This is a genomic window from Butyricicoccus sp. AF35-5AC (assembly GCF_003477715.1).
In the GTDB taxonomy this organism is placed as follows: Bacteria; Bacillota; Clostridia; order Oscillospirales; family Butyricicoccaceae; genus Agathobaculum; species Agathobaculum butyriciproducens.
The window spans coordinates 306,414-330,086 of record NZ_QUDX01000002.1 but is presented as its reverse complement, the minus strand read 5'-3'; the positions used below and the strand labels follow the sequence as shown (position 1 = coordinate 330,086).

The following is a 23,673-nucleotide window of genomic DNA, read 5'->3' as shown; positions in this document are numbered from 1 at the left end:
TCCGAATTACGAATTAAAACAGCGGTGCGAGCGCCACATGGTAGGCCAGCAGACACAGCACAACCGTGATGCCGGTGAATACCAGCACGATTTTCTTCTCGCACCAGCCGCACATTTCAAAGTGGTGGTGGATCGGCGCCATCTTGAACAGGCGCTTGCCGTGGGTCGCCTTGAAGTAGGTGACCTGCAGGATAACGGACAGCGTTTCGATGATGTAGATCAGACCGACCAGCAGCAGGATGAGCGGCATTTCACACGCAAATGCCAGACCGGCAACCGCACCGCCGAGGAACAGCGAGCCGGTATCGCCCATGAACACCTTGGCCGGATTGAAGTTATAGCGCAGGAAGCCCAGCAGCGCACCCGCGAGTGCCGCCGAGAAGATCACAACGCCCATATCTCCGCGGCGGAAGCCGACGAACACGAAGAAGATGGCAACCGGCAGCGTAACGCTTGCCGCCAGACCGTCGATGCCGTCGGTCAGATTGACGGCGTTGTCCGCGCCGACGATAACGAAGGCCGCGAACACGATGTACAGCGGCCACGGCCAGCTGAACGAAATGCCCGTGAACGGAATCCACAGCTGCGGCAGACCGCTCGACCCCAGGAACAGCACGAGCACAAACACGCCGGCAACCAGAATCTGGAGCACCAGCTTCTGCTTCGGAGTCAGACCCGCGTTTTCCTTTTTCTTGATCTTGGCGTAGTCATCGACCAGACCGACCGCACCGTAGGCCACGGCAAGGCCGAGCACCGCCAGCGACGAGACCGAAATCTCACCCATCACGATATTGCCGATAATGACTGCCGCCGCGATACCGATAATGAACATAAAGCCGCCCATTGTCGGGATATTCTGTTTGTTCATGTGCCATTTCGGTCCGATTTCGAGAATCTTCTGACCGAATTTCATTTTCCGCAGATAGTTGATGACCGCCGGACCGATAGCCAGCGTAATCACCAGTGCGACCGCGAAAACAAGCACAGCCTGTTTCATGCTTCAACTTCCTCCCCTAAAAACATTGCAAGTGCGCGTTCCATGCGCATGCCGCGGCTGCCCTTGAACAGCAGCGCGTCTCCCTTTTTCGCGTCCTCGCGCAGTGCCGCGACAAGTGCGGTCTGATCGTCGAACGCATACGCATGCTCCATGCCCTTCTCTCTGGCACCGGCTACCATGGCCGCTGCATCCGGACCGTAGGCGTACAGGGCGTCCGCGTACTGCGCCGCCGCACGACCGGCACGGCGATGACCTTCCTCGGCGTAATCGCCAAGCTCGAGCATCGAGCCGAGAACCGCAAACCGGCGGCCGTCCCCGGCCATGCCACCAAGCACGGACAGCGTAGCCTCCATCGCATCCGGACTTGCGTTGTAGCAGTCCGCATAGATGTGATAGCCGTCCTGCTCGTAGATATTCTGGCGCATGCCGCTCGCCTGATAGCAGACAAGTCCCTGCGCGATCAGCGCGGGCGTTTCACCGAGCAGCAGACCGACGGCTGCCGCCGCCAGTGCATTGAGCACATTATGCTTGCCCGGAATACTCAGCTTCGCGGTGAATTTCTCTCCGACCGGCAGGTGCGCCGCAGCAAGACCGTTATTTACTATATCAAATGTACCGTCGCTGTGCAAGTGTGCAATGAGGTCGCAGGCGGAATTTTCGATGCCATATGTTACCACCTTGCAGCCGAGGCTGCCGCGTTTGTCCCACAGAAGCGGCTCATCGCCGCAGAGAACAGCCGTGCCGCCCTCCTGCAGACCCTCGAGGATCTCCAGCTTGGCCTTGCAGATGCCCTCACGCGAGCCGAGGAACTCGATATGCGAGGTGCCGATATTGGTGATAACCGCCAGATTCGGTCTGGCAGCCGCCGTCATGCGGGAAAGCTCACCGAAATGGTTCATGCCCATCTCGGCTACCAGCACTTCAGTATCCCTGGTCATACGCATGAGCGTCAGCGGCAGACCAATCTCATTATTCAGGTTGCCTTCTGTCTTCTGTGCGCGGAAGCCCTGCGAGAGAACAGCATACAGCAGCTCCTTGGTGGTGGTCTTGCCGACCGAGCCGGTCACGCCGACGACCTTGCCGCCGCACATCGTGCGGTAGCCGCCCGCGAGGTCAAGCAGCGCCTGCGAGGTGTTCTCAACGTACAGCGCCGGCACCGGATACTCCTCATTCTCGCGGTGGCTCATCACGGCGGCCGCGCCGTTCTCGATGGCCTTGCCGATGAAATCGTGCGCGTCAAACCGCTCGCCCTTAATCGGCAGGAACAGCGCCTCCGGCGGAATCTGCCGCGAATCGGTCGTGACCGCCGTCAGAGCCGCCTCACCCTTCGCTTCGCCGTGTGTCCATGCCGCCGCCTGCGCTAATGTAAATCGTTCCATGCCGTTTCCCCCAATAATTATCAAATCTCGCCGCTGCTTGCAGCGGCTTACATTAAGACAGGTTTTCCTTTCGGAAAACCGTGTCTTTGTTCCCGTCCGCAGACGACCATGTGCTTGCACATGGTATTCAATTAGAAATTGCCTGCAATTTCATAAAAACCGGGAGCATGTATCGCGCAGCGCGGCAACAAAGCCGCGCAAGGATAACGCTTGGTTTTTATTCCCCGACCCAGCCGCCTTGGGGCGCAGCGCGGCAGCAAAGCCGCGCAAGGATAGCGCCGAGCGTCATTCGGGTTTCGGAGAACGGTTTCCTTAGGAACCGTTCTCCGTAGATAGGGGACTTTTGAAGTCCCCTATCACGCGAAATATTCCGCTACGATCTCGCGTTCATCCATGTGGTGCTTCACATGGTTTACTTCCTGATAGGTCTCATGTCCCTTGCCCATCAGCACGATGATATCGTCCTTCTGCGCGTGTGCAAGTGCCCAGTGGATCGCCTCCGGACGGTCCACAATGACCTGCATCGGCGTATCCGAATCCTTCATGCCCTCGAGAATGTCGTCGATGATGGCCTTCGGCTCCTCGGTGCGCGGATTATCGCTCGTTACAACGCAGAAGTCCGCGAGATCCGCCGCAATTTTACCCATCTTCGGGCGCTTGGTGCGGTCACGGTCGCCGCCGCAGCCGAACAGAGCAACGACACGGCCCTTTGCAAAGCCGCGAACGGCCTTGAGCACGTTCTCCACGCCGTCCGGCGAGTGTGCGTAGTCGATGAGCACGGTGTAATCGGTATCGGTCGGCACGACCTCAACACGGCCCTTGACGCCGGTTGCAGTTGCCATGGACTTCGCCGCATCCGCAAGCGGCATGCCGAGCTGCAGCACGATGCCGAGCGCGGTCAGTGCATTCTCGACCGAGAAATGACCCGGAATCGGCAGCTTGACATCTGCCTTTTCGCCCTGATACTGTGCGGTGAACTCCACGCCGTCCGCGTGCAGCTGCAGGTCGGTCGCTTCGAGATCGGCCTCCGGCTTGCCGCAGGAGAACGTCATGCACGGGCACTTTGCGTCCGCGAGCATCTTCTCCGCCGCAGCGTCATCCAGATTGATAACACCCTTCTTACTGATGGAGAACAGCAGCGCCTTTGCCTTGCGGTACTCCTCCATGGTCTTATGGAAATCGAGGTGATCCTGCGTCAGATTGGTGAACGCGCCTACCGCAAACGGAATGCCGTGCACGCGGTCAAGCACCAGAGAGTGCGAGGAAACCTCCATGATCACATGCGTGCAGCCTGCGTCTCTCATGCGGGCAAACAGCGCGTGCAGCTCGTAGGATTCCGGCGTGGTGCGCTCGGTCTCGATCACTTCATCACCGATGAGGTTCTGGTTGGTGCCGATCAGACCCACCTTGTAGCCTGCGTCCTCAAGCATGTGCTTGACGAGGTAGGTCGTGGTGGTCTTGCCGTTGGTGCCGGTCACACCGAGCATGACCATGCTCTCTGCCGGATGACCGAAGCGGTTTGCCGCAATCTCAGCCAGCGCGATACGGGAATTCTCCACAACGACTGCGGGGACGCCCTCCGGCGCCTCCTCGCAGACAACGGCTGCCGCGCCCTGCTCCATCGCCTTGGCGATGTACTTGTGGCCGTCGGTCGCGTAGCCGCGGATGGCTACAAACAGGTCGCCCGGCTGTACCGCGCGGGAGTCGTAACGCACTTCCTTGATCTCGATATCCTGTGCGGCAGTGCTGTTTTTCACTGCTGCATCCTTCAAAAGTTCCTGTAATTTCATAATTTCCTCCTATCGGTCGTTGACCGTCGTTGTATCGGAAAATTCTACCGTGACAACCGCACCGAGGCTTACCTTGGTACCGGCCTCCGGACTCTGCTTGGTCGCGGTAGTGTCGCCTGTAATCTGCGCGGACGAAACACCCTTCTGCTTGAGGTACAGACCGTACTCCTCCAGCGTATCGCGGCACTCATCCGGCGACATGCCGGACAGATTGGGCACTTCAACGGCCTCAGTCGGCTTTTCCTCGCCCATGTAAACGATAACCTTGCCGCTGGCCGCAATGCGCATGCCTGCGCTCGGCACCTGATCGGTGACGGTATCGCCGTCGCCCTTGATGATGCAGTCAAAGCCTGCGTCGGACAGCGTGGAAATCGCATCGTCGCGCGTCTTGCCGGATACACTCGGCACGGTCAGCTCACGGCGGTCACTCTCGCTGTCGTCGTAGACCGGCGTAATGCCGATATACGGCAGCACATCCTCCATGATGCGGCCGACAACCGGAGCGGCGATCGTACCGCCGGTATGCGTTGCGGATTCCGGCAGGTCGTTGATGGAGACCAGAACCGCAATCTGCGGGTCGTCCATCGGTGCTACGCCGATGAAAGAGGCCGTGTAGCGGTCCTCGGTATCGAGCACCTTGCCGTCACTGTCGTATTCGGGCTGAATCTCGGAGGTCGCAGTCTTGCCGCCGACGCGGTAGCCGGGCACATACGCGTTCTTGCCGGTGCCGTTTGCGACAACCTGCTCCATCGCCCCGCGCATATAAGCGGAGGTATCCTCGGAAATGACCTGACGGACCACCTCGGTCTCATTCGTGGACTTGACCGAGCCGTCTCCGCTCAGCACTTCCTTGACGACGTACGGCTTTTTCAGCTTGCCGTCGTCCACGATCGCACAGACCATGTTCAGCATCTGAATCGGCGTAACCGTGAAGCGCTGACCGAACGATGCGGTCGCCAGTGCGACTTCGTTCCAGTCACTGGCAACATCCAGCTTGTGGAACTGACCCTTGCCCTCACCCGGCAGGTCGATGCCGGTCGGCTCGGTCAGGCCGAACGCCTTGTAAAAGTTGTAAAACCGATCCATGCCGACGCTCTGGGCAATCTGCATCATCGCTACGTTGCAGGAATTCATCAGGGCTTCGGTCAGCGTCTGCATGCCGTGGCCGCTTGTGTTTGCACACTTGATCTCCCAGTTCTCCACCTGCAGGGAGCCGCCGCAGTAGTAGGTGTCCTCGGCATGGGTAGCACCCAGATCATACGCGGTGGAGACCGTCATCAGCTTGAAGGTGGAGCCCGGCTCGTAGTTATCCGCGATAACCGGATTGCGCCACGTTTTCATCAGGATATTGACGCGGGCTCTGCCCAGCTCATCCACCAGATCAGAATTGTCATGAATCGCCTCCGGCAGATTGTCCAGACCGCCCTTCTCATACCATGCATCCGGAATTTCGACCTTTACGTTCTCTTCCTTGAGGATTTTCGCAACATTTTCCTTGAGTTCGTTGATATACTTGTCGCTCGTCAGCTTGTAGGCATCGTTCGGATCAAAGTCCGGCAGGTTCGCCATTGCCAGCACCTCACCGGTCTTGACGTCCATGACGATGCCGGAAACGCCGTCTCGCGCCTCCGGATTGTCGGCAAGTGCGGTCTCGAGGTGCTTTTCCAGATAGTTCTGGATATCGCTGTCGATGGTCAGCACCAACGAGTTGCCGTCCGTCGCAGGGATATACTGCTGGGTCTCCGGCATAATGTCCTTGTTCTGCTGGTTCTGCACGCGCACCAGACGGCCCGCCGTGCCGGAAAGCTCGTCGTTATACTCGGATTCCAGGCCGTACGCGCCGTTGTTGTCGCTGCCGACGTATCCCAGAACCGCAGACAGGAAGGCGCCGTGCTGATAGTACCGCTTGGTATCCGGCTCGGAGTAGACGCCGGTGCAGTCTGCCGCTTCGAGCTTCTCATCCAGTTCCTTGGATACGTCCTTATCGACCTTCTGCGCGATAATTTCGTACTGCGAGTTCGTCTTCCGGAGCTTCTCCATCACGGTATCGTAATCCACATCCAGCGTTTCGGACAGGATGGTCGCAAGCGTCTGCTGCTGACTTTCCGCCGTGATGCCCTTCTTGACCTTGCCCTCGTCCACAACGGCCTTCGGATCGACCGTAATGCGCTCTACAGCGGCGGATTCAGCCAGAACCTGCATGTTCGCGTCGTAGATCTTGCCGCGGTTGGGCGTGATGAACGTGTCGCGCGTCTGCAGCGCTGTCGCCTGCTGCACATAGAAATCGTGATTGAATACCTGCATATACAGCAGCCGCACGCCTACCAGCCCGAAACCGATCAGTGCAAACAGCACGGTCAGCCCGCGGATACGCGTGCGCATTTGATGGTTGGGTCCCTTAACTGCCATTTAGTCAGCCTCCATATTGTTCCTGAAAAAGCGTAAGGAGTCAGAAGTTATCCACCTCTCACTCCCCTGTACGCATTGTATTCAACTGCTTATCGGATATATTCCACAAGTGCGGAAAAGCGCGCTGCCAGTGCGTTCCACAGACCGCGCAGCGTCATGCTGTCGTCTGCAACGGTGACAAGATCCGGATTAGTCAGCTCCACATATTCGATCTGCGAATTGTCCAGCTTTACCATTCCGAGCGTGTCCGTGGCGTACTGCTCTACCTCATCCATGTTCATGCTGTTCATCTGCTTGGTCGTCAGAGAAACATTCTCCGACTGCAGCTCGCTGAGCAGGTCGCTCTGCTCACTCGCTTCCGCGGTAAGCTGGGTCAGCTGCATCTGGCAGAACAGGATAAACGCCGCCGTGATCGCCACCAGAAAAATGCACGGATACACGCCCTGCATCACAGCAGGCTTGCGGCGGTGCTTCTTTTTCTTGACCGGTGCTGCCGCTACCTGCAGATGGCGTTTCGGCTGTACCTCACGCTGCGCAGGAACCTGATCTTCATATTTTCTTGCCGCGTTGTTCCTGCCAGAAGCCATCTTGCGCTTTCCTTTCTTTTGAATTTGCTTTTTCGGTTTAGATTTTTTCACAAACCCGGAGCTTCGCGCTTCGGGCGCGCGGATTCTCCTCAATTTCCCTTTCATCCGGCAGGATCGGCTTGCGCGGCGTCAGCCGAACCTTCGGCTTTTTGCCGCAGATGCATACCGGAAAGTCCTTCGGACAGGTGCAGCCCTGTGCCGCCTGCTGAAAAGCCGCCTTGACGATGCGGTCCTCCAGGCTGTGGAAGGTGATGACCGCCAGTCTGCCGCCCGGATTGAGACAGTCGATGGCTTTTTCCATCGCTTCCCGCACGGCACCCAGCTCATCGTTTACCGCAATGCGGATCGCCTGAAAGCTGCGCTTCGCCGGATGCTGCTTTTCGCGCAGTGCTTTCGCGGGCATGGCGCCCTTGATCACACGGACAAGCTCCAGCGTGGTCTGGATCGGCTTGTCTGCGCGTTCGCGCTCGATCGCCGCTGCGATCAGCGGTGCGTAGCGCTCCTCGCCGTACTCAAACAGAATGCGGCGGATCTCCTCGCGGCTCCAGCCGTTCACCACATCATACGCGGTCAGCTTCTGCTGCCGGTCCATGCGCATATCGAGCGGCGCATCCTGCATGTAGGAAAAGCCGCGCTCGGCATGATCCAGCTGTGGAGAGGAAACGCCGAGGTCGAACAGAATGCCGTCCGCACCTGCCAGTCCCTGTCCCTCGAGCACCTTGTCGATATCGCGGAAATCGCTCTTGACCGGTGTGACACGCTGCCACACATCCTTGAGGCGGTCCTTCGCGTTTTCGAGTGCTTCGTCATCTCTGTCAATGCAAATCAAACGACCGGTATCATGCAAACGCTCCGCAATGCGGAGCGAGTGACCGGCGCCGCCGGTCGTGGCGTCCACATAAACGCCGTCCGGCTTGATCTGCAGAGCCTCAAGGCAAGGCTCAAGCAAAATGGATACATGATGAAATTCCATAGTTCCCTGCCCTTTTGTTAAAAATCAATATCTTCTACGTCCGCGGCAACAACTTCCGCGTCGATCTCGTCATTGTAAGCGCGCCACTTGTCGCTGTTCCAGATTTCCGCGTGGTCGAGCTGACCGATCACGGTAACATCCTTCTGCAGCTCCGCAAAGGTACGCAGGTTTGCTGGAATGAGGATGCGGCCCTGTGCGTCGAGCTGTGCATCGAACGCATTGGCGAAGTAGTAGCGCTTGACGCGTCTTGCCTTTTCGCCGTTGCCGAGCGTGCGGATCTTGTCCTCCAGACGCTTCCATTCCGCTTCCGGATAGACGGACAGACAGCCATCGAGGCCCTTGGTGACCGTGAAGTGCTCGCCGAGCTCCTCGCGCAGCTTGGCCGGCATTGCCAGACGACCCTTAGCGTCTATGGAATGCTTGTATTCGCCCTTCACTCATTCACACCTGCCCTTCCGCTTTGGTGGAATTTGTGACACTTTACCCCACATCTCTCCACCTTGATTTTATTATAGCGGTACGGAGAATAGATTGCAAGATATTTTTTGCATTATTGCACGAAAAATTCGGGCGTTTTTCTTGCAAATTTTATAGTTTTCGCAATTTTTACGAACAGTTGTTCGATTGTGTTCGCGCGCGGTGTTTTCCTGCATTTTACTGTGAAGTGGAGAGTTATCCCAAAGTTTATCCACAGAGTGTGTATTTTTGTGCAATTTCAGCCGGACATTTTTCAGCCCGGTGGCGCAAAGTGGGTGTGAGGTTCTCTTTTTCGGCGTTGGTGGTGAGGAGTGGGTGAGGGGGTAGTGCAGACAAGGTGACGGCTGTTATCAAATAAAATTCGCAGGTGCCGTCCGCAACAACGCGTAAGCGAATTGTTCGGCACTGTCATGCCGCACCCAGCGTAGAGTTGCCGATATGTGTAGCAGTACGGTATCTGACACTGCAAACAGGTCTCGACATGGGAGCACACTGTGCTCCCCTACGGCAGAAAAAATCCTCTGCCGTTCCCCCATAGTCTCAGTTCTCTGGCAGGCAGACGCTAAGAGGAAACGGGGTGATTCACAAGAGGGGTGGAAACCTTAGGTGTCCATCCCTCTTGTGCCCCTGCCGGGCAGGCAAGTTCCGTTCGCTTCGCAAGCGACAAATTCCCGTTGTGCCGGTACCGCAAAGAACACGAAAAAGCAGCCACCCGAAGGTGACTGCCTGCATTTCGGTTTTACTTTGCGATGCTCTTGAAGCGCTGGCGTGCCTTGCGGACCTCCTCCAGACCGAGAGCCACTGCCTCCTCGGTACGCTTGAGGGTATCCTCGCAGTACTCATTTGCCACGCGGCGCAGCTCACGAGCCTGAATCTCGGCGTTGCCCTGTACTTCCTTGGCCTTGCGGCGTGCCGCTACGACGATCTCGGTCTCGGAGACCATCTGACGTGCATCCTCCTCAGCCTGACGGCGGATCGCCTCAGCCTCGCGCTTGCCGGATGCCAGCATCTCACTGCGCTTTGCAACAATTTCCTGTGCCTGCTGCAGATCGTTCGGCAGAGCCTCACGCAGCTCGTCCAGCATATCCAGCATGTGGTCGCGCTCTACGATGCACTTCTCACCTGCCAGCGGAATGCCCTTTGCGTCCTGCACCATATCATACATGCGGTTAATGAGTTCCTCTAAAGTTGCCATTTTTACTCTCCCTTTCTAATTCGGCGCACAATGTCCTGCATAATCCCCTCGGGAACAAAATCGGCGACACCGCCGCCGTGTACCGCAATATCCTTCACGATCGAGGAAGAGAGGTACATATATTCCGCACTTGTCATCAAAAACACGGTATCCAGCTCAGGGTTGAGCTTGCGGTTGGCAAGTGCCATTTGGAATTCGTATTCAAAATCCGAAACCGCACGCAGACCCTTTACGATGGCGCATGCGTTTTTCTGCTTGGCGTAGTCCGCCAGCAGGCCGCCGAAGGATTCCACCTCGACGTTTGGCAGGTCAGCTGTTGTCCGCTTTAAGAATTCCACACGTTCCTCGGCGGTAAAAGCGGGTTTTTTGTTCTGGTTGTGCATTACCGCAACGATCAGCCGGTCAAACATGACCGACGCACGGCGGATGATATCCAGATGTCCCAGTGTGACAGGGTCAAAGCTGCCCGGATAAATCGCAATTTTCATTTATTTCATTCCGTTTCGCCACTCTGCCGCTGCAGAATGGTAATCATGGTTGCGCCGTAGCGGCGTTCCCGCACGACTGCGAAGCCGTGGGAGAATCTGTCCTCTACTGCACTTTCGCATATTATTATACCATTTACAGAGAGAATGTCAAACGTTTCTATCTGTTTCAGCGCATTTTCTAAGATCACGCCGCCGTACGGAGGATCCAGAAAGATCACGTCGTACCGTTCCCTGCCTGCTTTGGAAACAAATTCCGCTGCCTCCGTGCGGTGGAGCGCCGCCTTATCCTTCACACGCGCACTTTCGACGTTTTTGCTCACGATGCCGTAAGCTGCCTTGTTGTGCTCGACAAAATCGCAGTGAGCAGCGCCGCGCGAAAGCGCCTCAATGCCAAGCTGACCGGTGCCCGCAAACAGGTCGAGCACCTCGGCACCGCGCACATGATCCTGTATCAGATTGAATACGTTTTCTTTTACCCGATCGGTGGTCGGGCGGGTGTTCATGCCGGGCACCGGCTGCAGCTTGCAGCCGCGTGCAGTTCCGGATACAACTCTCATGGTAGCCTCCTGCTGAAATTTTTTAACAATAACATCACTCTATCGTGTAGGGCGGGATGAGAGCACCCCGCCCTATGGAAACCCAGATACATCATGCGGTTTCGTAATATTTATGAATCCTGATGAAAAAATTCGTAAACGCTCTGCGCGGCATTTCTCGGCAGAATCCTTGCCAGCTCCTGCTCGGACGCCTGCCGGATATTCTCAATGCTGCCGAAGTGCTTGAGCAGGTCGGTTCTGCGCTTATCGCCCACGCCCGGGATTTTATCCAGTGTGGAGCCGCGCACCTTTTTGCCGCCCAGCTTGCGGTTATACTCGATGGCGAACCGGTGGACCTCCTCCTGCATGCGGCCGATGAGCGCAAACAGCGCCGGAGTCGCCGAGATGCCGAACTCACGGCCGTCCGGTGCAACGAGGGCACGGGTACGGTGGCGGTCGTCCTTGACCATGCCGAAGCACGGAACCGACAGCCCGAACGAATCGAGCACCTCCTTGCAGACATGCACATGACCCAGACCGCCGTCGATCATGAACGCGTTCGGCAGCGGCGCAAACTTCTCGTCGCCGTCCACATAGCGCTGCACGCGGCGCGTGAGCATTTCACGCATGGAGGCGTAGTCGTCCTGCCCGTTGGCGGCACACGCGATCTTAAACTTGCGGTAGTCGCTCTTTTTCGGCTGACCCTCGACAAACACGATCATCGAGCCGACCGTATCCTGTCCGGCGAAGTTGGAAATGTCGTAGGCTTCCAGCCGGAGCGGCAGTGCCGCCATACCGGTGACATTCTGCAGCAGCTCAAGCGATTTATGCCGTCTCTCGGACTGCTTCTCTCTGCGTTCGATCTCCTCGAAGGCGTTTTTCTCCGCGAGGCGGGTCAGCACCCGGCGTTCGCCGCGCTGCGGCACAGCCAGCTCCACCTTGCGCTCTGCGATGGATGAAAGGTATTCGCCGACGGCGTCCTGCTCCTCGATTTCATGCGAGAGCAGAACGGTTTTCGCCACCGCATTGCGCTGTGCATAATACTGCTTGATGAACGAGGAAAGCACTTCGGCAGGGTCGCTCTCGGTGACGTGGAAGAACGTGTATTCCTTATCCTGCAGCGTGCCGCCGCTGTAATGTAGCACGCAGACACACGCGCGGGTCTGTCCCTGCACAAAGGCGATAACATCCAGTTCCGCGAACGCACCCGCGACAACATGCTGCCTGGTGCCCAGCTTCTGGATGGCACGCAGACGGTCACGCAGGACGGCGGCACGCTCGAACTGCAGTTCCTCGGCGGCTTCGTTCATCTTCTCGGTCAGCTCACGCTCGAGTTTTTTTGCGTCGCCCTCGAACAGCGAGATCGCCTGTTCGATCAGCGCGTGATACTCCTCCGGACTGACCTTGCCGGTGCACGGCGCGCAGCAGCGGCCAAGGTGCAGATTCAGGCACGGACGGTCCTTGCCGATGTCCCGCGGAAAGGAACGCGCACAGCTTTTCAGGTGCAGTGCTTCACCAATCGTATCAATCGCTCGTCTTGCGGCGCCGCGGCCCATGTACGGACCGAAGTACCGCGCTCCGTCATGTACAGGCTTGGAGACAATTTTGAAATCCGGGTAGGGCAGCGTAGTGTCCAGCCGCACATAGGGATAGCCTTTGTCGTCCTTGAGCAGAATGTTGTACTTCGGCTTGTACTTCTTTATCATCGAGTTCTCGAGCACGAGCGCTTCAAACTCGCTGTCCGTGACGATGATATCGAAGTCGTCGATATGGCTGACCAGCTGGCGTGTCTTGGCGTTCAGCCGTTCGGGCGGCTGGAAGTAGTTGGACACGCGGTTCTTCAGCAGCTTGGCCTTGCCGACGTAAATCACCTTGCCGGTCTTATCCTTGTGCATGTAAACGCCGGGCTGCATGGGCAGCTTGCGCACGCGCTCCTTCAGCTGTTCTCTTGTCATGCGAACTGCCCTTCTTCCCTCAATCGTCATTTGCAAAAATAAAAGCGCCGATCAAAACAACCGGCGCTTTTCCCTCAGGACGCGATAACTTAGTCAGTAAAATTGGATGTGATAAGCTCAACCAGTGCGGAAACAGCCTCTTCCTCATCCGGGCCATCAGCGATCAGGTTGATGGTAGTGCCCTTGGTGATACCCAGGGACAGAATGCCGAGCAGGCTCTTCGCGTTTACGCGGCGCTCTTCCTTCTCTACCAGGATGGTAGACTTGAACTCATTTGCCTTCTGAATGAAAAAAGTTGCCGGGCGGGCATATAAGCCTACCTGATTGGTAACCTGTACCTCTTTTGAATACATATCTGCATCGCTCCTATTTCTTCAAATCCGTTGTATATAGTCTATCGCTTTTTTGCATTTTCGTCAAGGATTATTTCCATATGTGCCCTTTGCTTTTTAGATGAATTTTTCAAAAAACGTACTGATTTATAGGGCATTATGCCCTATTCACCGGTTTTTGATTCCTGAAACAGGTATTTTTAGGGCAATACCACATAATTCATTAAAAGAAATCTATGCGTAAACTGTGCGTGATTTCCTCAACGCAATTCGACGATTGTTACGCCCTGCTCTCCTTCGCCGTAAACACCGCTGCGGACGCTCTTGACGCGCTTGTTTTTCCGCAGATGCTGCTGCACAGCCGTACGGAGCACGCCGGTTCCCTTGCCGTGGATGACCGTGACAGACGGCAGTCCGGCCATGATGGCGCGCGACAGGAAGTTGTCCACCTCAAAGAGAGCCTCCTCGGCGCTCATGCCGCGCACATCAACCTCGCTTTCCGCCGAGCGGATGTTAAGTTCTCTGCGCGGAGCGTCACGCCGCGGCTGCGGCTTGGGCTTAGGCGCGTTCTTCTTCTCCTCCACGAGGCGCAGCTCGTTCTCCTTGACCGTCATCTTCATCGGGCCGGCCTGCACCTGCACACTGCCGTCCCTGTCCGCCGGAGCGAGCACGGTCGCAATGACGCCGCCGACGTTGAGCAGGCGCACGCGGTCGCCCTTCTGCACCGAACGAACCTCATCAGCCTCGACAACGCGCTTCTGAATGCCGCGGCGCTGTTCGTTCTCGGTCTGGGTGATGACACCGCGCAGCGCCGCCTTGGCTGCCGCAAGGTTCTGGTCGGCGTTCTTCTTCTGCGCCTTCTTTTTGAGCGTTTCCAGCTCGTCAAACACGGTTTCCGCCGTCATGCGGGCGTTTTTGAGGATGTTGTCCGCCTGTCCGCGGGCGCTCTCCATCATCTTGTCCACACGGTCCTCGGCAGCATCGCGCTCGGCGCGCATCTTGTCGCGCTCGGACTGAGCAGCGGAGCGCATGCGCTGTGCTTCTTCCTTCATCTGCTCGACACGGCGGCGTTCGCGCTCCAGTTCCGCCAGAACGTCCTCGAAGCGGGCATCCTCGGTGGAGACCTGCTCCTTCGCCCGCTCGATGATGGTCGGCTGCAGACCCAGACGAGCCGCAATCGCGAACGCATTCGACTTGCCCGGAATGCCGGTCAGCAGGCGGTAGGTCGGCTGCAGGGATTTGACGTCAAACTCGCAGGAGGCGTTTTCTACACCGTCCGTGGTCAGCGCAAAGGTTTTCAGCTCGGCGTAGTGCGTGGTCGCAGCAACGCACGCGCCCATCTGGCGGGCATAGCCGATGACGGCAACCGCCAGAGCCGCACCCTCAACCGGGTCGGTACCCGCACCCAATTCGTCGAACAGCACGAGGTCGCCCTGCCCGCAGCAGTCCATAATAGACACGATGGTCTTCATGTGCGCGGAGAACGTGGACAGGCTCTGCTCGATGCTCTGCTCGTCACCGATATCGGCGTAAACATGCTCAAACAGGCCGATTTCCGACTGCTCGTTCGCCGGGATATGCAGGCCGCTGGCCGCCATGAGCGACAGCAGACCGAGGGTTTTGAGCGAAACCGTCTTGCCGCCGGTGTTCGGGCCGGTGATGACGAGGGTGTCGTAATCATAGCCGATGGCGATGTCGATCGGCACCGCCTTGTCCTTATCCAGTAGCGGATGACGCGCGCGAAGCAGCTTGCAGCGGCTGCCGTCCTCAACAAGCACAGGCGCACAGGCGTTCATGTCGAACGACAGCTTGGCACGCGCAAAGATGAAGTCCAGCGTGGTCAGCGCATCGTAGTCCTGCTCGATGGCGCCCTTGTACATGGACACGCGCGACGACAGCTCCGCGAGGATGCGTTCGATCTCGTTTTCCTCTCGGCCTTCGAGCACCTTAATCTGGTTGTTGATTTCCACGACCTGCTGCGGCTCGACGAACACGGTCGCACCGGTGGACGAGGTATCATGCACCAGACCGGGCACATCGCCGCGGTGTTCCACCTTGACCGGCACAACGAAGCGGCCGTTTCTCTGGGTGATGATATTCTCCTGCAGGTACTTGGAGCGCTCACCCGAGATCATGCGGTTGAGCGTTTCGCGCACCTTGCCGGACACGCGGCGCAGTTCACGCCGGATGCTCAACAGCTCGGGAGATGCACCGTCCGCGATCTCCTCCTCGGAGATGATGGCGGTGGTGATGGATTCCTCCAGGTCGCGGTTGCCGGAGAGCAGACCGAAAACAGGCGTGAGCGTGGTCTTGGTTTCGTGCTCAGCATCGTACAGCAGGGCACGGCGCGCGGTCTGCAGCAGACTTGCCACAGCCAGCAGCTCGCGCGGGTTGAGCGTGCCGCCGCGGTCCGCGCGGGACAGGATCGCGCCTACCTCTCGGATGCCGCCAAAGGCAGGACTGCCCTGACGAACCATCAGGTCCTTCGCGTCCGTGGTCTGCTGCAGCCACAGCTCGGCCTGCTCGTGGTCGTCCAGCGGACGAAGCGCGCGGCATTTCTCCTTTGCCGCCTGCGATGCCGCCTGTCCGGCCAGTTTTTCCAGTATTTCGTAGTATTCCAGTGTTTTAAGGGATTTTTCGCCTAATTTGTTCATTTCAAACTCCCGTAAAATCTTCTTGTTGTTTATTCGCTTTCGCAGGGTGCGCCGAGGTCGTCGCACCCTGCGATATAGCTGTGCATTATCTTATAACTGCGTTTACCCCATCCAAACCAGCACCGCCATGACCGCCAGCGACACGATGACAAGCACCATATTCCCGCGCCAGATGCGCAGCAGCGCCGCACCGGTCTCGCCGCTTTCCTCGGCGGTGTACTGCCACTGTTCTCTCCGACCGGGGTTCCAGCACCAGATAAAGCCGAACTCGGCGGCAATGCGCTGATAGTCCTCATTCGGCAGATTGGCCTTGCAGTCGTTCAGGAAGCACCGTCCCAGCCACAGCATATATCCGACGGCGCACAGTACACCAAGCGACAGCACGAGCATCTTTGCGCTCGGTATGAGCCAGAACAAGGCGATCACACAGACGTCTGTAAGAATCAGGTTTTTGGTTACCTTCCACATGGAAACTGCTTTGCGATCCATACCGCTGCTCCTTTCTCGGGATAGGTTTGCATATCTGATGATAGATCGTGCAGGCTCATCACTTCTACACTCTTTTACACAGTTATTTTATAGGCACCTGCAGCGATTGATAAAACTGCAGACTTTCGAACCCGCGTCCGAGGTGGTACTTGACATATTCCTCCGCCATATTGCAGAACTGCTCTCTGGCGGGTCCGTTGAGCGCGAACGCATAGACCTTGTTCGGCTCGGCTGTCAGCACATGAAGCATTGCCCGCAGGGTACTGTCCACAAGCTGTGTATAACCGCCGACACGCTTCGCGCACTTTGCGTCCGCGGCTGTGCCCGCCCGAACGGAAAAGCACACCGGCGGGTTCTCGATCACCTCGCCGCACACGCCGCACGAGGTTAAATCCGGTGCGTAGCCGCTCTCGGCCATAATGCGCCACTCGAACGCCGCCTTGACAAGCTCCGGGTCGCGTTTGCCGCCCTCGAGTGCGTATAGCGCGTACAGCAGCAGACGGCACAAGGCCGGATTGTCAAAATCCGGCACAGTCAGAGCGGTTGTCAGCTCGTTTAAGTAGCACGACAGCGCGTACTTCTCAATATCGCCTGCCAGCGCGAAAAACGAGTGTACCAGGTCGGCGTCCCGCAGGGTGTAGCTGCCGCCTCTGTCGGACAGAATGAACTCCGAGTAGCACAGCTGCCGTGCCGCCGGATTTTGCTTTTTTCCGCGCCGCGCGTTCTTGCACAGGATTTCAATCCTGCGGCCGTCCTCGGTCAGTGCGGTCAAATAGCGGTCAAAGTCACCGAAATCCACCTCGCGCAGACCGAGTGCCCGCAGCTTGACCTCGGCCATTTACTGATCCTCGTAGCCGAAGTTGCGCATCTGGTACTGGTTGTTGCGCCAGCCCTCCTTGACCTTGACCCACAGCTCAAGGAATACCTTGGCATCCAGCATGCGCTCGATGTCCGCGCGCGCCTGCTGGCCGATTTCTTTCAGCATCGCGCCGCGCTTGCCGATGATAATGCCCTTGTGGCTGGCCTTTTCGCAGTAGATCACCGCGTTGATCTCCACCAGACCGTCCTCGCGCTCGTTCCAGCGCTCAATGCCGACGGCTACACCGTGCGGAACCTCGCGGTCAAGCAGGCGCAGCATCTTCTCGCGGATAATTTCAGCGACAAGCTGACGCTCCGGCTGATCGGATACCATGTCCTCCGGGAACAGCTGCGGGCCCTCGATGGCGTATTTGTCGATTTCGGTGAGCAGCTCCTCTACGCCCTCGCCGGTGCGTGCCGAGATGGGCACAACCGCGTCGAACTCATGCGCTGCCGCGTAGGTCGAAATGACAGCGAGCAGCTCTTCCTTCTTGACGGTGTCGATCTTATTGATAACGAGGATTGCCGGCATGTGATGCTGCTTGATCTGTGCGATCAGGGTTTCCTCGGCAGGACCGATGTTCGGGATCGGCTCTACCACCAGAACGGCAACGTCCACCTCGGAAACCGTGTCCGTCACCACCTTGCACATGTAGTCGCCCAGACGGGAGCGCGGCTTGTGCAGACCCGGGGTGTCCAGCAGAACATACTGCGTTTCACCGCGGCTGAGTACGCCCGTGATGCGCGTGCGCGTCGTCTGCGGCTTGCTGGATACGATGGCCACCTTCTGACCGACCAGCTTGTTTGTCAGCGTGGATTTGCCCACGTTCGGCCGTCCTACAACGGATACGACCGCAGTTTTTGTAATCTTGCTCATTATTTATCTCCAGTACAGTAATTGAGAATTGAGAATGGAAAATTGAAAATGTCGCAATCCTTGCGCGAGTTCCGTCCGCGCTGCGACAAGCTATTCTTGCGCGAGTTCCGTCCGCGCTGCGACAAGCTATTCTTGCGCGAGTTCCGTCCGCGCTGCGACAAGCTATCCTTGCGCGAGTTCCGTCCGCGCTGCGACGAGCTATCCTTGTGCGAATTCTCCATTCTCCATTATTATTGAATTCTTCCAAAGTGGAACACGAACCAGACAGCAATCGGCACGGTGACCACAACCGCCATGCCAAGCCACAGCCTGTACCACAAAAATTTGATGGCTGCCGCAAGCACGCCGTTTCCGATAAAGATACACGCGCCGACCGCGACGCACGCTGCCGCGCACACAAACACACCTGCCGCCGCGATATCCTTCGCGTTGCGTACCATGCCGTCATACCCGCTCGCCTGCTTGTCGCACAGGCGCTCGATGGCGGTATTCAGCAGCTCCGCGCCCATGGTAAGGCCGAAGCAGATACACAGGATGGCCGCTTCGGTCATGCTCACGCCGCCGAATACACCGAACAGGATGACGTAGAACGCCGCCGTCATGTGCACGCGGAAGTTGCGCTCGTCATGGATGCACAGCCGCAGGCCGCGGAACGCGTGCAGAAAGCTCTCGCTCAGTTTTCGGATATTCTTTTTCATGGCTCAGTCCCGCGTCAGGCCGAGGAACGCAAGGTTGTCCTCTTCCTTGCTGCGCATCAGGCGAGTGTCCTCGTCATTGCGCTCGTGGTCGTAGCCGAGCAGGTGCAGCACGGAATGCGTGGTCAGGTAGCCGCACTCTCTTGCAGGCGAGTGCCCGAACTGCTCCGCCTGCTCGCAGGCGCGCGTGTAGCACAGGATCATATCACCGAGCATGACACAGCCGGAGTCCGGTTCGGCCTCCAGCTCCTCCTGCGGCTCGCCGTTGAGGAACTCGTACATCGGGAACGAAAGAACGTCGGTCACGGCGTCCTTATTTCGGTATTCGGCGTTCATTTCGCGGATGGCGTCGGCATCGACAACGGTAACGTCGATTTCGGCGTCAAAGTCCACCTGCTCACTCGTCAGCACACGCTCGGCGCAGGTGCGGATCAGCTCACGTACGCTGTTTTCGTCTGCTACCTCGGTCTCAAAGCCGATATTGATCTGATGATTCATCATTTTCCCTCCTTGCGGCGGGTCGGAAGGCGCTTTCCTGCCGGTTTTGCGGCAGGCTTGCCCTTGCCCTTTTTGTTTTCATACTCTGCATACGCCTTGACGATGCGCTGCACCAGCTCATGGCGCACAACGTCCTTTTCGGTCAGGAAGCACTGGGCGATGCCCTCTACGCCGTCCAGCACGCGCAGCGCTTCGCGCAGACCGGACTGCTTGCCGTCCGGCAGGTCGATCTGGGTAATATCGCCCGTAATGACTGCCTTGGAGCCGAATCCCAGTCGGGTGAGGAACATTTTCATCTGCTCGGGCGTGGTATTCTGCGCCTCATCGAGAATGATGAAGCTGTCGTCAAGCGTACGTCCGCGCATATACGCGAGCGGGGCAACCTCGATGGAGCCGCGCTCCTGATACTTGGTGAAGTTTTCCGCGCCGAGCATGTCAAACAGACCGTCATACAGTGGGCGCAGATACGGGTCTACCTTGCTCTGCAGGTCGCCGGGCAGAAAGCCGAGCTTTTCGCCCGCCTCGACCGCCGGACGGGTCAGGATGATGCGGGAGACCTGCTTGTCCCGAAAGGCCGCAACAGCCGCCGCAACGGCGAGATAGGTCTTGCCGGTACCGGCAGGGCCAACGCCCATAACGATGGTGTTCTTGCGGATAGCCTCCATGTATTTTTTCTGGCCGAGCGTTTTCGCCTTGACCGGCTTGCCCTTGGCCGTGATGCACAGCACATCGCGGCTCATCGTGTGGACCTCGCTCTCGCGGCCGTCCTTCGCCAGCCCGATCACATACTGCACGGTCTGTGTGCCGATGGATTCTCCTCGCCCTGCCATGGCCAGCAGCGCCGTAATCGCGCGTGCAGCGATGGACACGCCTTCGTCCTCGCCGGTGATCTTCAGCTCGGTTCCGCGGCTGATGACCGAGACGTTCAGTTCCCGCTCGATCTGCTTGATGTTTTCGTCAAATGCACCGAATACTGCCATCAGCAGTTCGGTTTGTTCAATCTGCATTACCTGTTCTATGATTACACCCTCTTATGTTTAATTAGTAATTAGAGTTAGGAATTAAATGTTAGTTTTCATCCGTGCAAGGCAGGAGGCAGGCGTTTTTCCTGTCGTTACCTGCTCTCCTGCGGATAGTGTTTATCTATCAAATAAACTGTATGCAAGTGTATGTATCTGTTGCAATAACTCGTTCAACATACAGTTGCATACGGTTACATACAGTTAATTTTCATATATCTGCAGCAATACATGATGTTTTACCGTAGGGTGCGGCAAGGTGAATTGCGGCAACGCCGCAAGAGAAGGTGCCCTGGGGTACGACTCAGCGCACCGTTGTAATCGATCTGCACATTGCCTAACCGTAGGGGCGAACATTGTTCGCCCACACAACGTAAAATCATACGTTTTTCCAATTGTGAATCCAGTTTCCAACCGCGACAATCAGCCACACCACCGAAACCGCCGTCGGCAGAAACATTGCGGCAGCTGTGGACGTCATAAAATTCGTCACGCCGAAAAACGGCACGAGGAACACGGTAAACGGCAGCAGCACCGAATTTGCCGGAAGGATATCCACCGTCATAAGCAAACCGGATGCCGCTCCAATCGAAATCAGAGCCGATGCAATCGTCAGCAGACACATTGCGGTATTGCTTTTCCGCCATGCATACACCAGCAGCGATACCAGCACGATAAACACCGCGCTGACGCAGAATTTGCCTGCACTCGCGGAACCGCCGTGAAGCCAGTCCGAGCCGTTAGCAGCAAACGCCGCTGCGGTGCTCAGTCCTGCGAGAATCGTCGCGGGTTTACGGTTCATAGGCGTCTCCTTTTCTGTCTCTACGGCACTTGCTCCATCTCCGCATTTTCCTCCGGAACGGTACTGTCATCCACGGCCTCGGTGCCGATCTGCTCCTCGGCGTGGACGGTGAGGTACAGCACAGCCGCGCCGTTCTGCTCGGTGAGCGTTTCGCTGTGGCTCGTCACCATGCCGTCGATATCCGCGGCGGTCTCGCCCAGTGCGCGCGACAGCATAGCCACCCGCACGTCCTCGGCGGTGCGCGTCGTCGGCTCCCGCTCGTAGAATGTATACGTTTGTGTGACCAGCGCCACCGGCAGCACCACGCTGTCCGACAGCCAAAAATGTCTGGTCGTTATTATTTTATCACAAGTACCCCCTGCAATTCCACTGCCAATATAGAAATTTAACCGTTTATTTCCCATCACCAGTGCATATTGATGACGAATTTTACCCGTATACCGCTTTCTCTGCTCGGTGAGCGGCCGCGCTGCCCGAACCGTATGCGTGGTGTATGCCTGCACGGTGCCGTGCGCATGCGCTGTGCGGTACTTCCCGCCTTCGCGTGTCGGCTCCACCAGACCGCTGATGAGCGTATCACCGGTCTGCACGGCATCTCCTGCCTGCACCATTGGCTGTCCCTCGAGCGCACGCACCTGCGTTACCACGCCGTCCCGCGCGGCCACCACCTTGGTGACCGCGTGCTCGTCCAGTACCTCCGGCGGGTCGGTACTGCCGTAGGCGACCACGGTCAGGCTGTTGCCCCGCAGATTAAGCGAGAAAAACGTGATATTCGGCTGCAGCTGCATCATCTTCCACCGTATCTGACGGGTGTTCAGGTCCTTGATGGGCATGCCGATATGCACCCCCATTTCGCTCAGCTGCTGCATGACAGCCACCTCATCTATCGCCGGTGCGATCTCGGTCTGTATCGCCCATACATGCGTGCCGAGTAGCCAGCACAGCGCCGCTGCCGCTATAGCTCCGCCCCAGAGCGCCGTACGCGGACACAGACGCGCCGCAAGGAACGGCAGACCGCGTTTCCGGAGAATATGCACGCGGCAGCCGGTGCGGCCCATGTGCCGCCTGAGCGTCCGGAAATCCCGGATGGACAGGGTTGCGTGCAGCTCATTCCATGCCGTGCGGTCCATCTGCCGCAGCGTGATACCCTGCGCCGCGCACAGGTTGAGAAACCGCGTCAGGCTTGCGCCTGTCACGCGCACGCGCACCTGCCCGCAAGCCAGCAGCCACAGCCGCCCGATCATTCGCGCCCCTCCTTCCTCACTCGGTCGTGATGTATTCCACCGACGAAATCACGCCGATCACCGCCAGTTCGTCCATGGAAAGCGCCGTCAGCTCCAGGTCTGCACCCAGAATGCGTACCTCGCACCCGCGGCATCTGACGCGCAGGATGCTGTCGTCGTATTCCTGTATGCCGCAGTGGTTCTCCACGATCACCCGGCTGTCTCCGAGGATTTCCACGCGCGGGCGGTTTGGGTGGAGGTCCTCCATGAGTTCGGCGTATAAGTTATCTTTCAGCATATCGCGCCACCTTCATATCGCATTTTACCTTCTCCGTAGGGCAGGTATAACGGTATATGTTATGTATCAGCGTACTGAAACTTTCCTGCTTCTCATACACTGTTCCGAGGTGACGCTATGAAGCTGTTCTTATCGCTGGCTCTTTTTGCCGCGTTTTTGCTTTGCCCGACTGCCTGCGCGGATGGTGTCCGCGAGGGGCTTTCTTTAGCCTCAGTGCAGGCTTTACCGGCTTTATTTCCGTTTTTCGTTGTCAGCGGACTGCTTGTCCGCTGTGATACCGCGCGGCTGTCGCCGCTGCTGGCAAAGCCGCTTGCCCGCTTATACGGCCTGCCGCCCGAGGCTGCGCCTGCTCTGGTGCTCGGACTCATCGGCGGGTATCCGGTCGGCGCCGCGACCGCATGTGCGCTGCTCTCCGAGGGTGTGCTTTCCCGCGAAGCGGCAGAGCGCGTGAACCGGTTCTGCAACTGCGCCAGTCCGGGCTTCTGCATCGGACTGGTAGGGCTCGGCGTGTTCGGCTCCGCGCGGGCAGGCGCGATGCTGTACGGGATACATATCGTTTCGGCTTTGCTCGTCGGATTGTTTTTCGCGCGTACCCCGTTATCTGCCGTGTCGCAGCGTATCCATAACCGGAACCGCACCTCATTCCCCTCTATTTTCTGCGCGTCCGTGCAGCAGGCAGCGTCCACGGCGCTGACGGTAACGGCATTTCTGACCATGTTTTCCATCCTGCTGCGGCTGCTTTCGCCGGTTTTGGCACTTTTGCCGTACGGAAACGCACTGGACGGCATGATCGAGCTGACCAACGGCTTAGACGAGCTGGCGGTGCTGACGCTGCCGCGCAGGACGCGGCTGACGCTTGCGTCCTTCCTGCTGGGATTTGGCGGACTGGCTGTGCAGTTTCAGGTGCGCGCTCTCGCGGAAGCACACGATTTGCCGGTTCGCGGCCTGTTTGCCGCAAAGCTGCTGCACGGTACGCTCGCAGCTGTGCTGACAGCTTTCCTGTTTTCCCTCTCGCCTGCCGTGCTGACGGTTTCCTCACCGGAGCTGACACCGTTATCGGTACGGTTCCGGTATACGCTTGCTGTGCTGTTCGTTTCTGCTTTGTATCCAATTTGGGGGTGGAAAAAGCGCAGGAAATGATA

The 23,673-nt window shown here is 57.9% G+C and carries 23 protein-coding genes; 1 reads left to right on the top strand and 22 read right to left on the bottom strand.

Annotated features, from left to right (window positions below; genetic code table 11):
• Window positions 1-13 precede the first annotated feature (13 nt).
• From mraY to DWZ82_RS04770, 22 genes are all read right to left on the bottom strand, one after another.
• Entirely contained in the window at window positions 14-997 is a 984-nt protein-coding gene (mraY, locus tag DWZ82_RS04880; protein WP_118479186.1) for a phospho-N-acetylmuramoyl-pentapeptide-transferase, read from the bottom strand.
• Window positions 994-2,376: a UDP-N-acetylmuramoyl-tripeptide--D-alanyl-D-alanine ligase gene (locus tag DWZ82_RS04875; protein ID WP_118479184.1), complete on the bottom strand. Its 1,383-nt coding sequence runs from the start codon at window positions 2,374-2,376 to the stop codon at window positions 994-996. Before DWZ82_RS04875 ends, mraY begins: the two co-directional genes overlap by 4 nt.
• Window positions 2,377-2,732: 356 nt before the next feature.
• Complete coding sequence (locus DWZ82_RS04870) at window positions 2,733-4,166, bottom strand: UDP-N-acetylmuramoyl-L-alanyl-D-glutamate--2,6-diaminopimelate ligase (protein ID WP_118479182.1); 1,434 nt, start codon at window positions 4,164-4,166, stop codon at window positions 2,733-2,735.
• Between the two features lie 9 nt (window positions 4,167-4,175).
• Window positions 4,176-6,575, bottom strand: a complete 2,400-nt coding sequence (locus DWZ82_RS04865) for a penicillin-binding transpeptidase domain-containing protein (protein WP_118479180.1) — start codon at window positions 6,573-6,575, stop codon at window positions 4,176-4,178.
• A gap of 89 nt (window positions 6,576-6,664) precedes the next feature.
• On the bottom strand, window positions 6,665-7,162 hold the full coding sequence (locus tag DWZ82_RS04860) for a hypothetical protein (protein ID WP_118753400.1): 498 nt from the start codon (window positions 7,160-7,162) through the stop codon (window positions 6,665-6,667).
• A 37-nt stretch (window positions 7,163-7,199) separates the two neighbouring features.
• The gene (rsmH, locus tag DWZ82_RS04855) at window positions 7,200-8,135 is read right to left on the bottom strand and encodes a 16S rRNA (cytosine(1402)-N(4))-methyltransferase RsmH (RefSeq protein WP_118360325.1); all 936 of its coding nucleotides are present in this window, start codon (window positions 8,133-8,135) and stop codon (window positions 7,200-7,202) included.
• Between the two features lie 17 nt (window positions 8,136-8,152).
• A complete protein-coding gene (mraZ, locus tag DWZ82_RS04850) occupies window positions 8,153-8,572 on the bottom strand; it encodes a division/cell wall cluster transcriptional repressor MraZ (protein ID WP_227600590.1) in 420 nt (139 codons plus the stop codon).
• Between the two features lie 779 nt (window positions 8,573-9,351).
• The gene (locus tag DWZ82_RS04845; protein WP_110436330.1) at window positions 9,352-9,807 is read right to left on the bottom strand and encodes a hypothetical protein; all 456 of its coding nucleotides are present in this window, start codon (window positions 9,805-9,807) and stop codon (window positions 9,352-9,354) included.
• Between the two features lie 2 nt (window positions 9,808-9,809).
• Window positions 9,810-10,295, bottom strand: a complete 486-nt coding sequence (gene coaD / locus DWZ82_RS04840; RefSeq protein WP_118285617.1) for a pantetheine-phosphate adenylyltransferase — start codon at window positions 10,293-10,295, stop codon at window positions 9,810-9,812.
• A gap of 5 nt (window positions 10,296-10,300) precedes the next feature.
• Window positions 10,301-10,852, bottom strand: a complete 552-nt coding sequence (gene rsmD, locus DWZ82_RS04835; RefSeq protein WP_118285618.1) for a 16S rRNA (guanine(966)-N(2))-methyltransferase RsmD — start codon at window positions 10,850-10,852, stop codon at window positions 10,301-10,303.
• 110 nt (window positions 10,853-10,962) lie between these two features.
• Window positions 10,963-12,786 carry an excinuclease ABC subunit UvrC gene (gene uvrC, locus DWZ82_RS04830; protein WP_118479176.1) on the bottom strand — a complete coding sequence of 608 codons (1,824 nt, stop codon included), beginning with the start codon at window positions 12,784-12,786 and terminating at the stop codon, window positions 10,963-10,965.
• An 89-nt stretch (window positions 12,787-12,875) separates the two neighbouring features.
• Window positions 12,876-13,139, bottom strand: a complete 264-nt coding sequence (locus DWZ82_RS04825; protein WP_107632189.1) for an HPr family phosphocarrier protein — start codon at window positions 13,137-13,139, stop codon at window positions 12,876-12,878.
• 239 nt (window positions 13,140-13,378) lie between these two features.
• Window positions 13,379-15,772 (bottom strand): endonuclease MutS2, encoded by a 2,394-nt coding sequence (locus tag DWZ82_RS04820; protein WP_118479174.1) that lies wholly within the window; start codon window positions 15,770-15,772, stop codon window positions 13,379-13,381.
• Between the two features lie 102 nt (window positions 15,773-15,874).
• Entirely contained in the window at window positions 15,875-16,261 is a 387-nt protein-coding gene (locus DWZ82_RS04815; RefSeq protein WP_118479172.1) for a hypothetical protein, read from the bottom strand.
• Window positions 16,262-16,343: 82 nt separating this feature from the next.
• Window positions 16,344-17,099, bottom strand: a complete 756-nt coding sequence (gene recO / locus DWZ82_RS04810; protein WP_118479170.1) for a DNA repair protein RecO — start codon at window positions 17,097-17,099, stop codon at window positions 16,344-16,346.
• Window positions 17,100-17,996, bottom strand: a complete 897-nt coding sequence (gene era / locus DWZ82_RS04805; RefSeq protein ID WP_118479168.1) for a GTPase Era — start codon at window positions 17,994-17,996, stop codon at window positions 17,100-17,102.
• Window positions 17,997-18,226: 230 nt separating this feature from the next.
• Complete coding sequence (locus DWZ82_RS04795) at window positions 18,227-18,694, bottom strand: diacylglycerol kinase family protein (RefSeq protein WP_118285623.1); 468 nt, start codon at window positions 18,692-18,694, stop codon at window positions 18,227-18,229.
• A 3-nt stretch (window positions 18,695-18,697) separates the two neighbouring features.
• A complete protein-coding gene (gene ybeY, locus DWZ82_RS04790; RefSeq protein ID WP_116705409.1) occupies window positions 18,698-19,189 on the bottom strand; it encodes an rRNA maturation RNase YbeY in 492 nt (163 codons plus the stop codon).
• A complete protein-coding gene (locus DWZ82_RS04785) occupies window positions 19,189-20,196 on the bottom strand; it encodes a PhoH family protein (RefSeq protein ID WP_110436320.1) in 1,008 nt (335 codons plus the stop codon). The genes ybeY and DWZ82_RS04785 overlap by 1 nt, the downstream gene beginning before the upstream one ends.
• A gap of 391 nt (window positions 20,197-20,587) precedes the next feature.
• Complete coding sequence (locus DWZ82_RS04780; RefSeq protein WP_118479162.1) at window positions 20,588-21,010, bottom strand: hypothetical protein; 423 nt, start codon at window positions 21,008-21,010, stop codon at window positions 20,588-20,590.
• Between the two features lie 20 nt (window positions 21,011-21,030).
• On the bottom strand, window positions 21,031-22,254 hold the full coding sequence (locus tag DWZ82_RS04775) for a sporulation protein YqfD (protein WP_118479160.1): 1,224 nt from the start codon (window positions 22,252-22,254) through the stop codon (window positions 21,031-21,033).
• A 16-nt stretch (window positions 22,255-22,270) separates the two neighbouring features.
• Window positions 22,271-22,531: a YabP/YqfC family sporulation protein gene (locus tag DWZ82_RS04770; RefSeq protein ID WP_116705406.1), complete on the bottom strand. Its 261-nt coding sequence runs from the start codon at window positions 22,529-22,531 to the stop codon at window positions 22,271-22,273.
• A gap of 117 nt (window positions 22,532-22,648) precedes the next feature.
• Between DWZ82_RS04770 and DWZ82_RS04765 the strand changes: the two genes are divergently transcribed.
• Window positions 22,649-23,671 (top strand): sporulation protein, encoded by a 1,023-nt coding sequence (locus DWZ82_RS04765; protein ID WP_118479158.1) that lies wholly within the window; start codon window positions 22,649-22,651, stop codon window positions 23,669-23,671.
• Window positions 23,672-23,673 lie beyond the last annotated feature (2 nt).

Excerpts from the sequence above, each read along its gene's own strand:
- mraY (WP_118479186.1), bottom strand. The coding sequence starts at position 997 with ATGAAACAGGCTGTGCTTGTTTTCGCGGTCGCACTGGTGATTACGCTG.
- DWZ82_RS04875 (WP_118479184.1), bottom strand. The coding sequence starts at position 2,376 with ATGGAACGATTTACATTAGCGCAGGCGGCGGCATGGACACACGGCGAA.
- DWZ82_RS04870 (WP_118479182.1), bottom strand. The coding sequence starts at position 4,166 with ATGAAATTACAGGAACTTTTGAAGGATGCAGCAGTGAAAAACAGCACT.
- DWZ82_RS04865 (WP_118479180.1), bottom strand. The coding sequence starts at position 6,575 with ATGGCAGTTAAGGGACCCAACCATCAAATGCGCACGCGTATCCGCGGG.
- DWZ82_RS04860 (WP_118753400.1), bottom strand. The coding sequence starts at position 7,162 with ATGGCTTCTGGCAGGAACAACGCGGCAAGAAAATATGAAGATCAGGTT.
- rsmH (WP_118360325.1), bottom strand. The coding sequence starts at position 8,135 with ATGGAATTTCATCATGTATCCATTTTGCTTGAGCCTTGCCTTGAGGCT.
- DWZ82_RS04845 (WP_110436330.1), bottom strand. The coding sequence starts at position 9,807 with ATGGCAACTTTAGAGGAACTCATTAACCGCATGTATGATATGGTGCAG.
- coaD (WP_118285617.1), bottom strand. The coding sequence starts at position 10,295 with ATGAAAATTGCGATTTATCCGGGCAGCTTTGACCCTGTCACACTGGGA.
- rsmD (WP_118285618.1), bottom strand. The coding sequence starts at position 10,852 with ATGAGAGTTGTATCCGGAACTGCACGCGGCTGCAAGCTGCAGCCGGTG.
- uvrC (WP_118479176.1), bottom strand. The coding sequence starts at position 12,786 with ATGACAAGAGAACAGCTGAAGGAGCGCGTGCGCAAGCTGCCCATGCAG.
- DWZ82_RS04825 (WP_107632189.1), bottom strand. The coding sequence starts at position 13,139 with ATGTATTCAAAAGAGGTACAGGTTACCAATCAGGTAGGCTTATATGCC.
- DWZ82_RS04820 (WP_118479174.1), bottom strand. The coding sequence starts at position 15,772 with ATGAACAAATTAGGCGAAAAATCCCTTAAAACACTGGAATACTACGAA.
- DWZ82_RS04815 (WP_118479172.1), bottom strand. The coding sequence starts at position 16,261 with ATGGATCGCAAAGCAGTTTCCATGTGGAAGGTAACCAAAAACCTGATT.
- recO (WP_118479170.1), bottom strand. The coding sequence starts at position 17,099 with ATGGCCGAGGTCAAGCTGCGGGCACTCGGTCTGCGCGAGGTGGATTTC.
- era (WP_118479168.1), bottom strand. The coding sequence starts at position 17,996 with ATGAGCAAGATTACAAAAACTGCGGTCGTATCCGTTGTAGGACGGCCG.
- DWZ82_RS04795 (WP_118285623.1), bottom strand. The coding sequence starts at position 18,694 with ATGAAAAAGAATATCCGAAAACTGAGCGAGAGCTTTCTGCACGCGTTC.
- ybeY (WP_116705409.1), bottom strand. The coding sequence starts at position 19,189 with ATGAATCATCAGATCAATATCGGCTTTGAGACCGAGGTAGCAGACGAA.
- DWZ82_RS04785 (WP_110436320.1), bottom strand. The coding sequence starts at position 20,196 with ATGCAGATTGAACAAACCGAACTGCTGATGGCAGTATTCGGTGCATTT.
- DWZ82_RS04780 (WP_118479162.1), bottom strand. The coding sequence starts at position 21,010 with ATGAACCGTAAACCCGCGACGATTCTCGCAGGACTGAGCACCGCAGCG.
- DWZ82_RS04775 (WP_118479160.1), bottom strand. The coding sequence starts at position 22,254 with ATGATCGGGCGGCTGTGGCTGCTGGCTTGCGGGCAGGTGCGCGTGCGC.
- DWZ82_RS04770 (WP_116705406.1), bottom strand. The coding sequence starts at position 22,531 with ATGCTGAAAGATAACTTATACGCCGAACTCATGGAGGACCTCCACCCA.
- DWZ82_RS04765 (WP_118479158.1), top strand. The coding sequence starts at position 22,649 with ATGAAGCTGTTCTTATCGCTGGCTCTTTTTGCCGCGTTTTTGCTTTGC.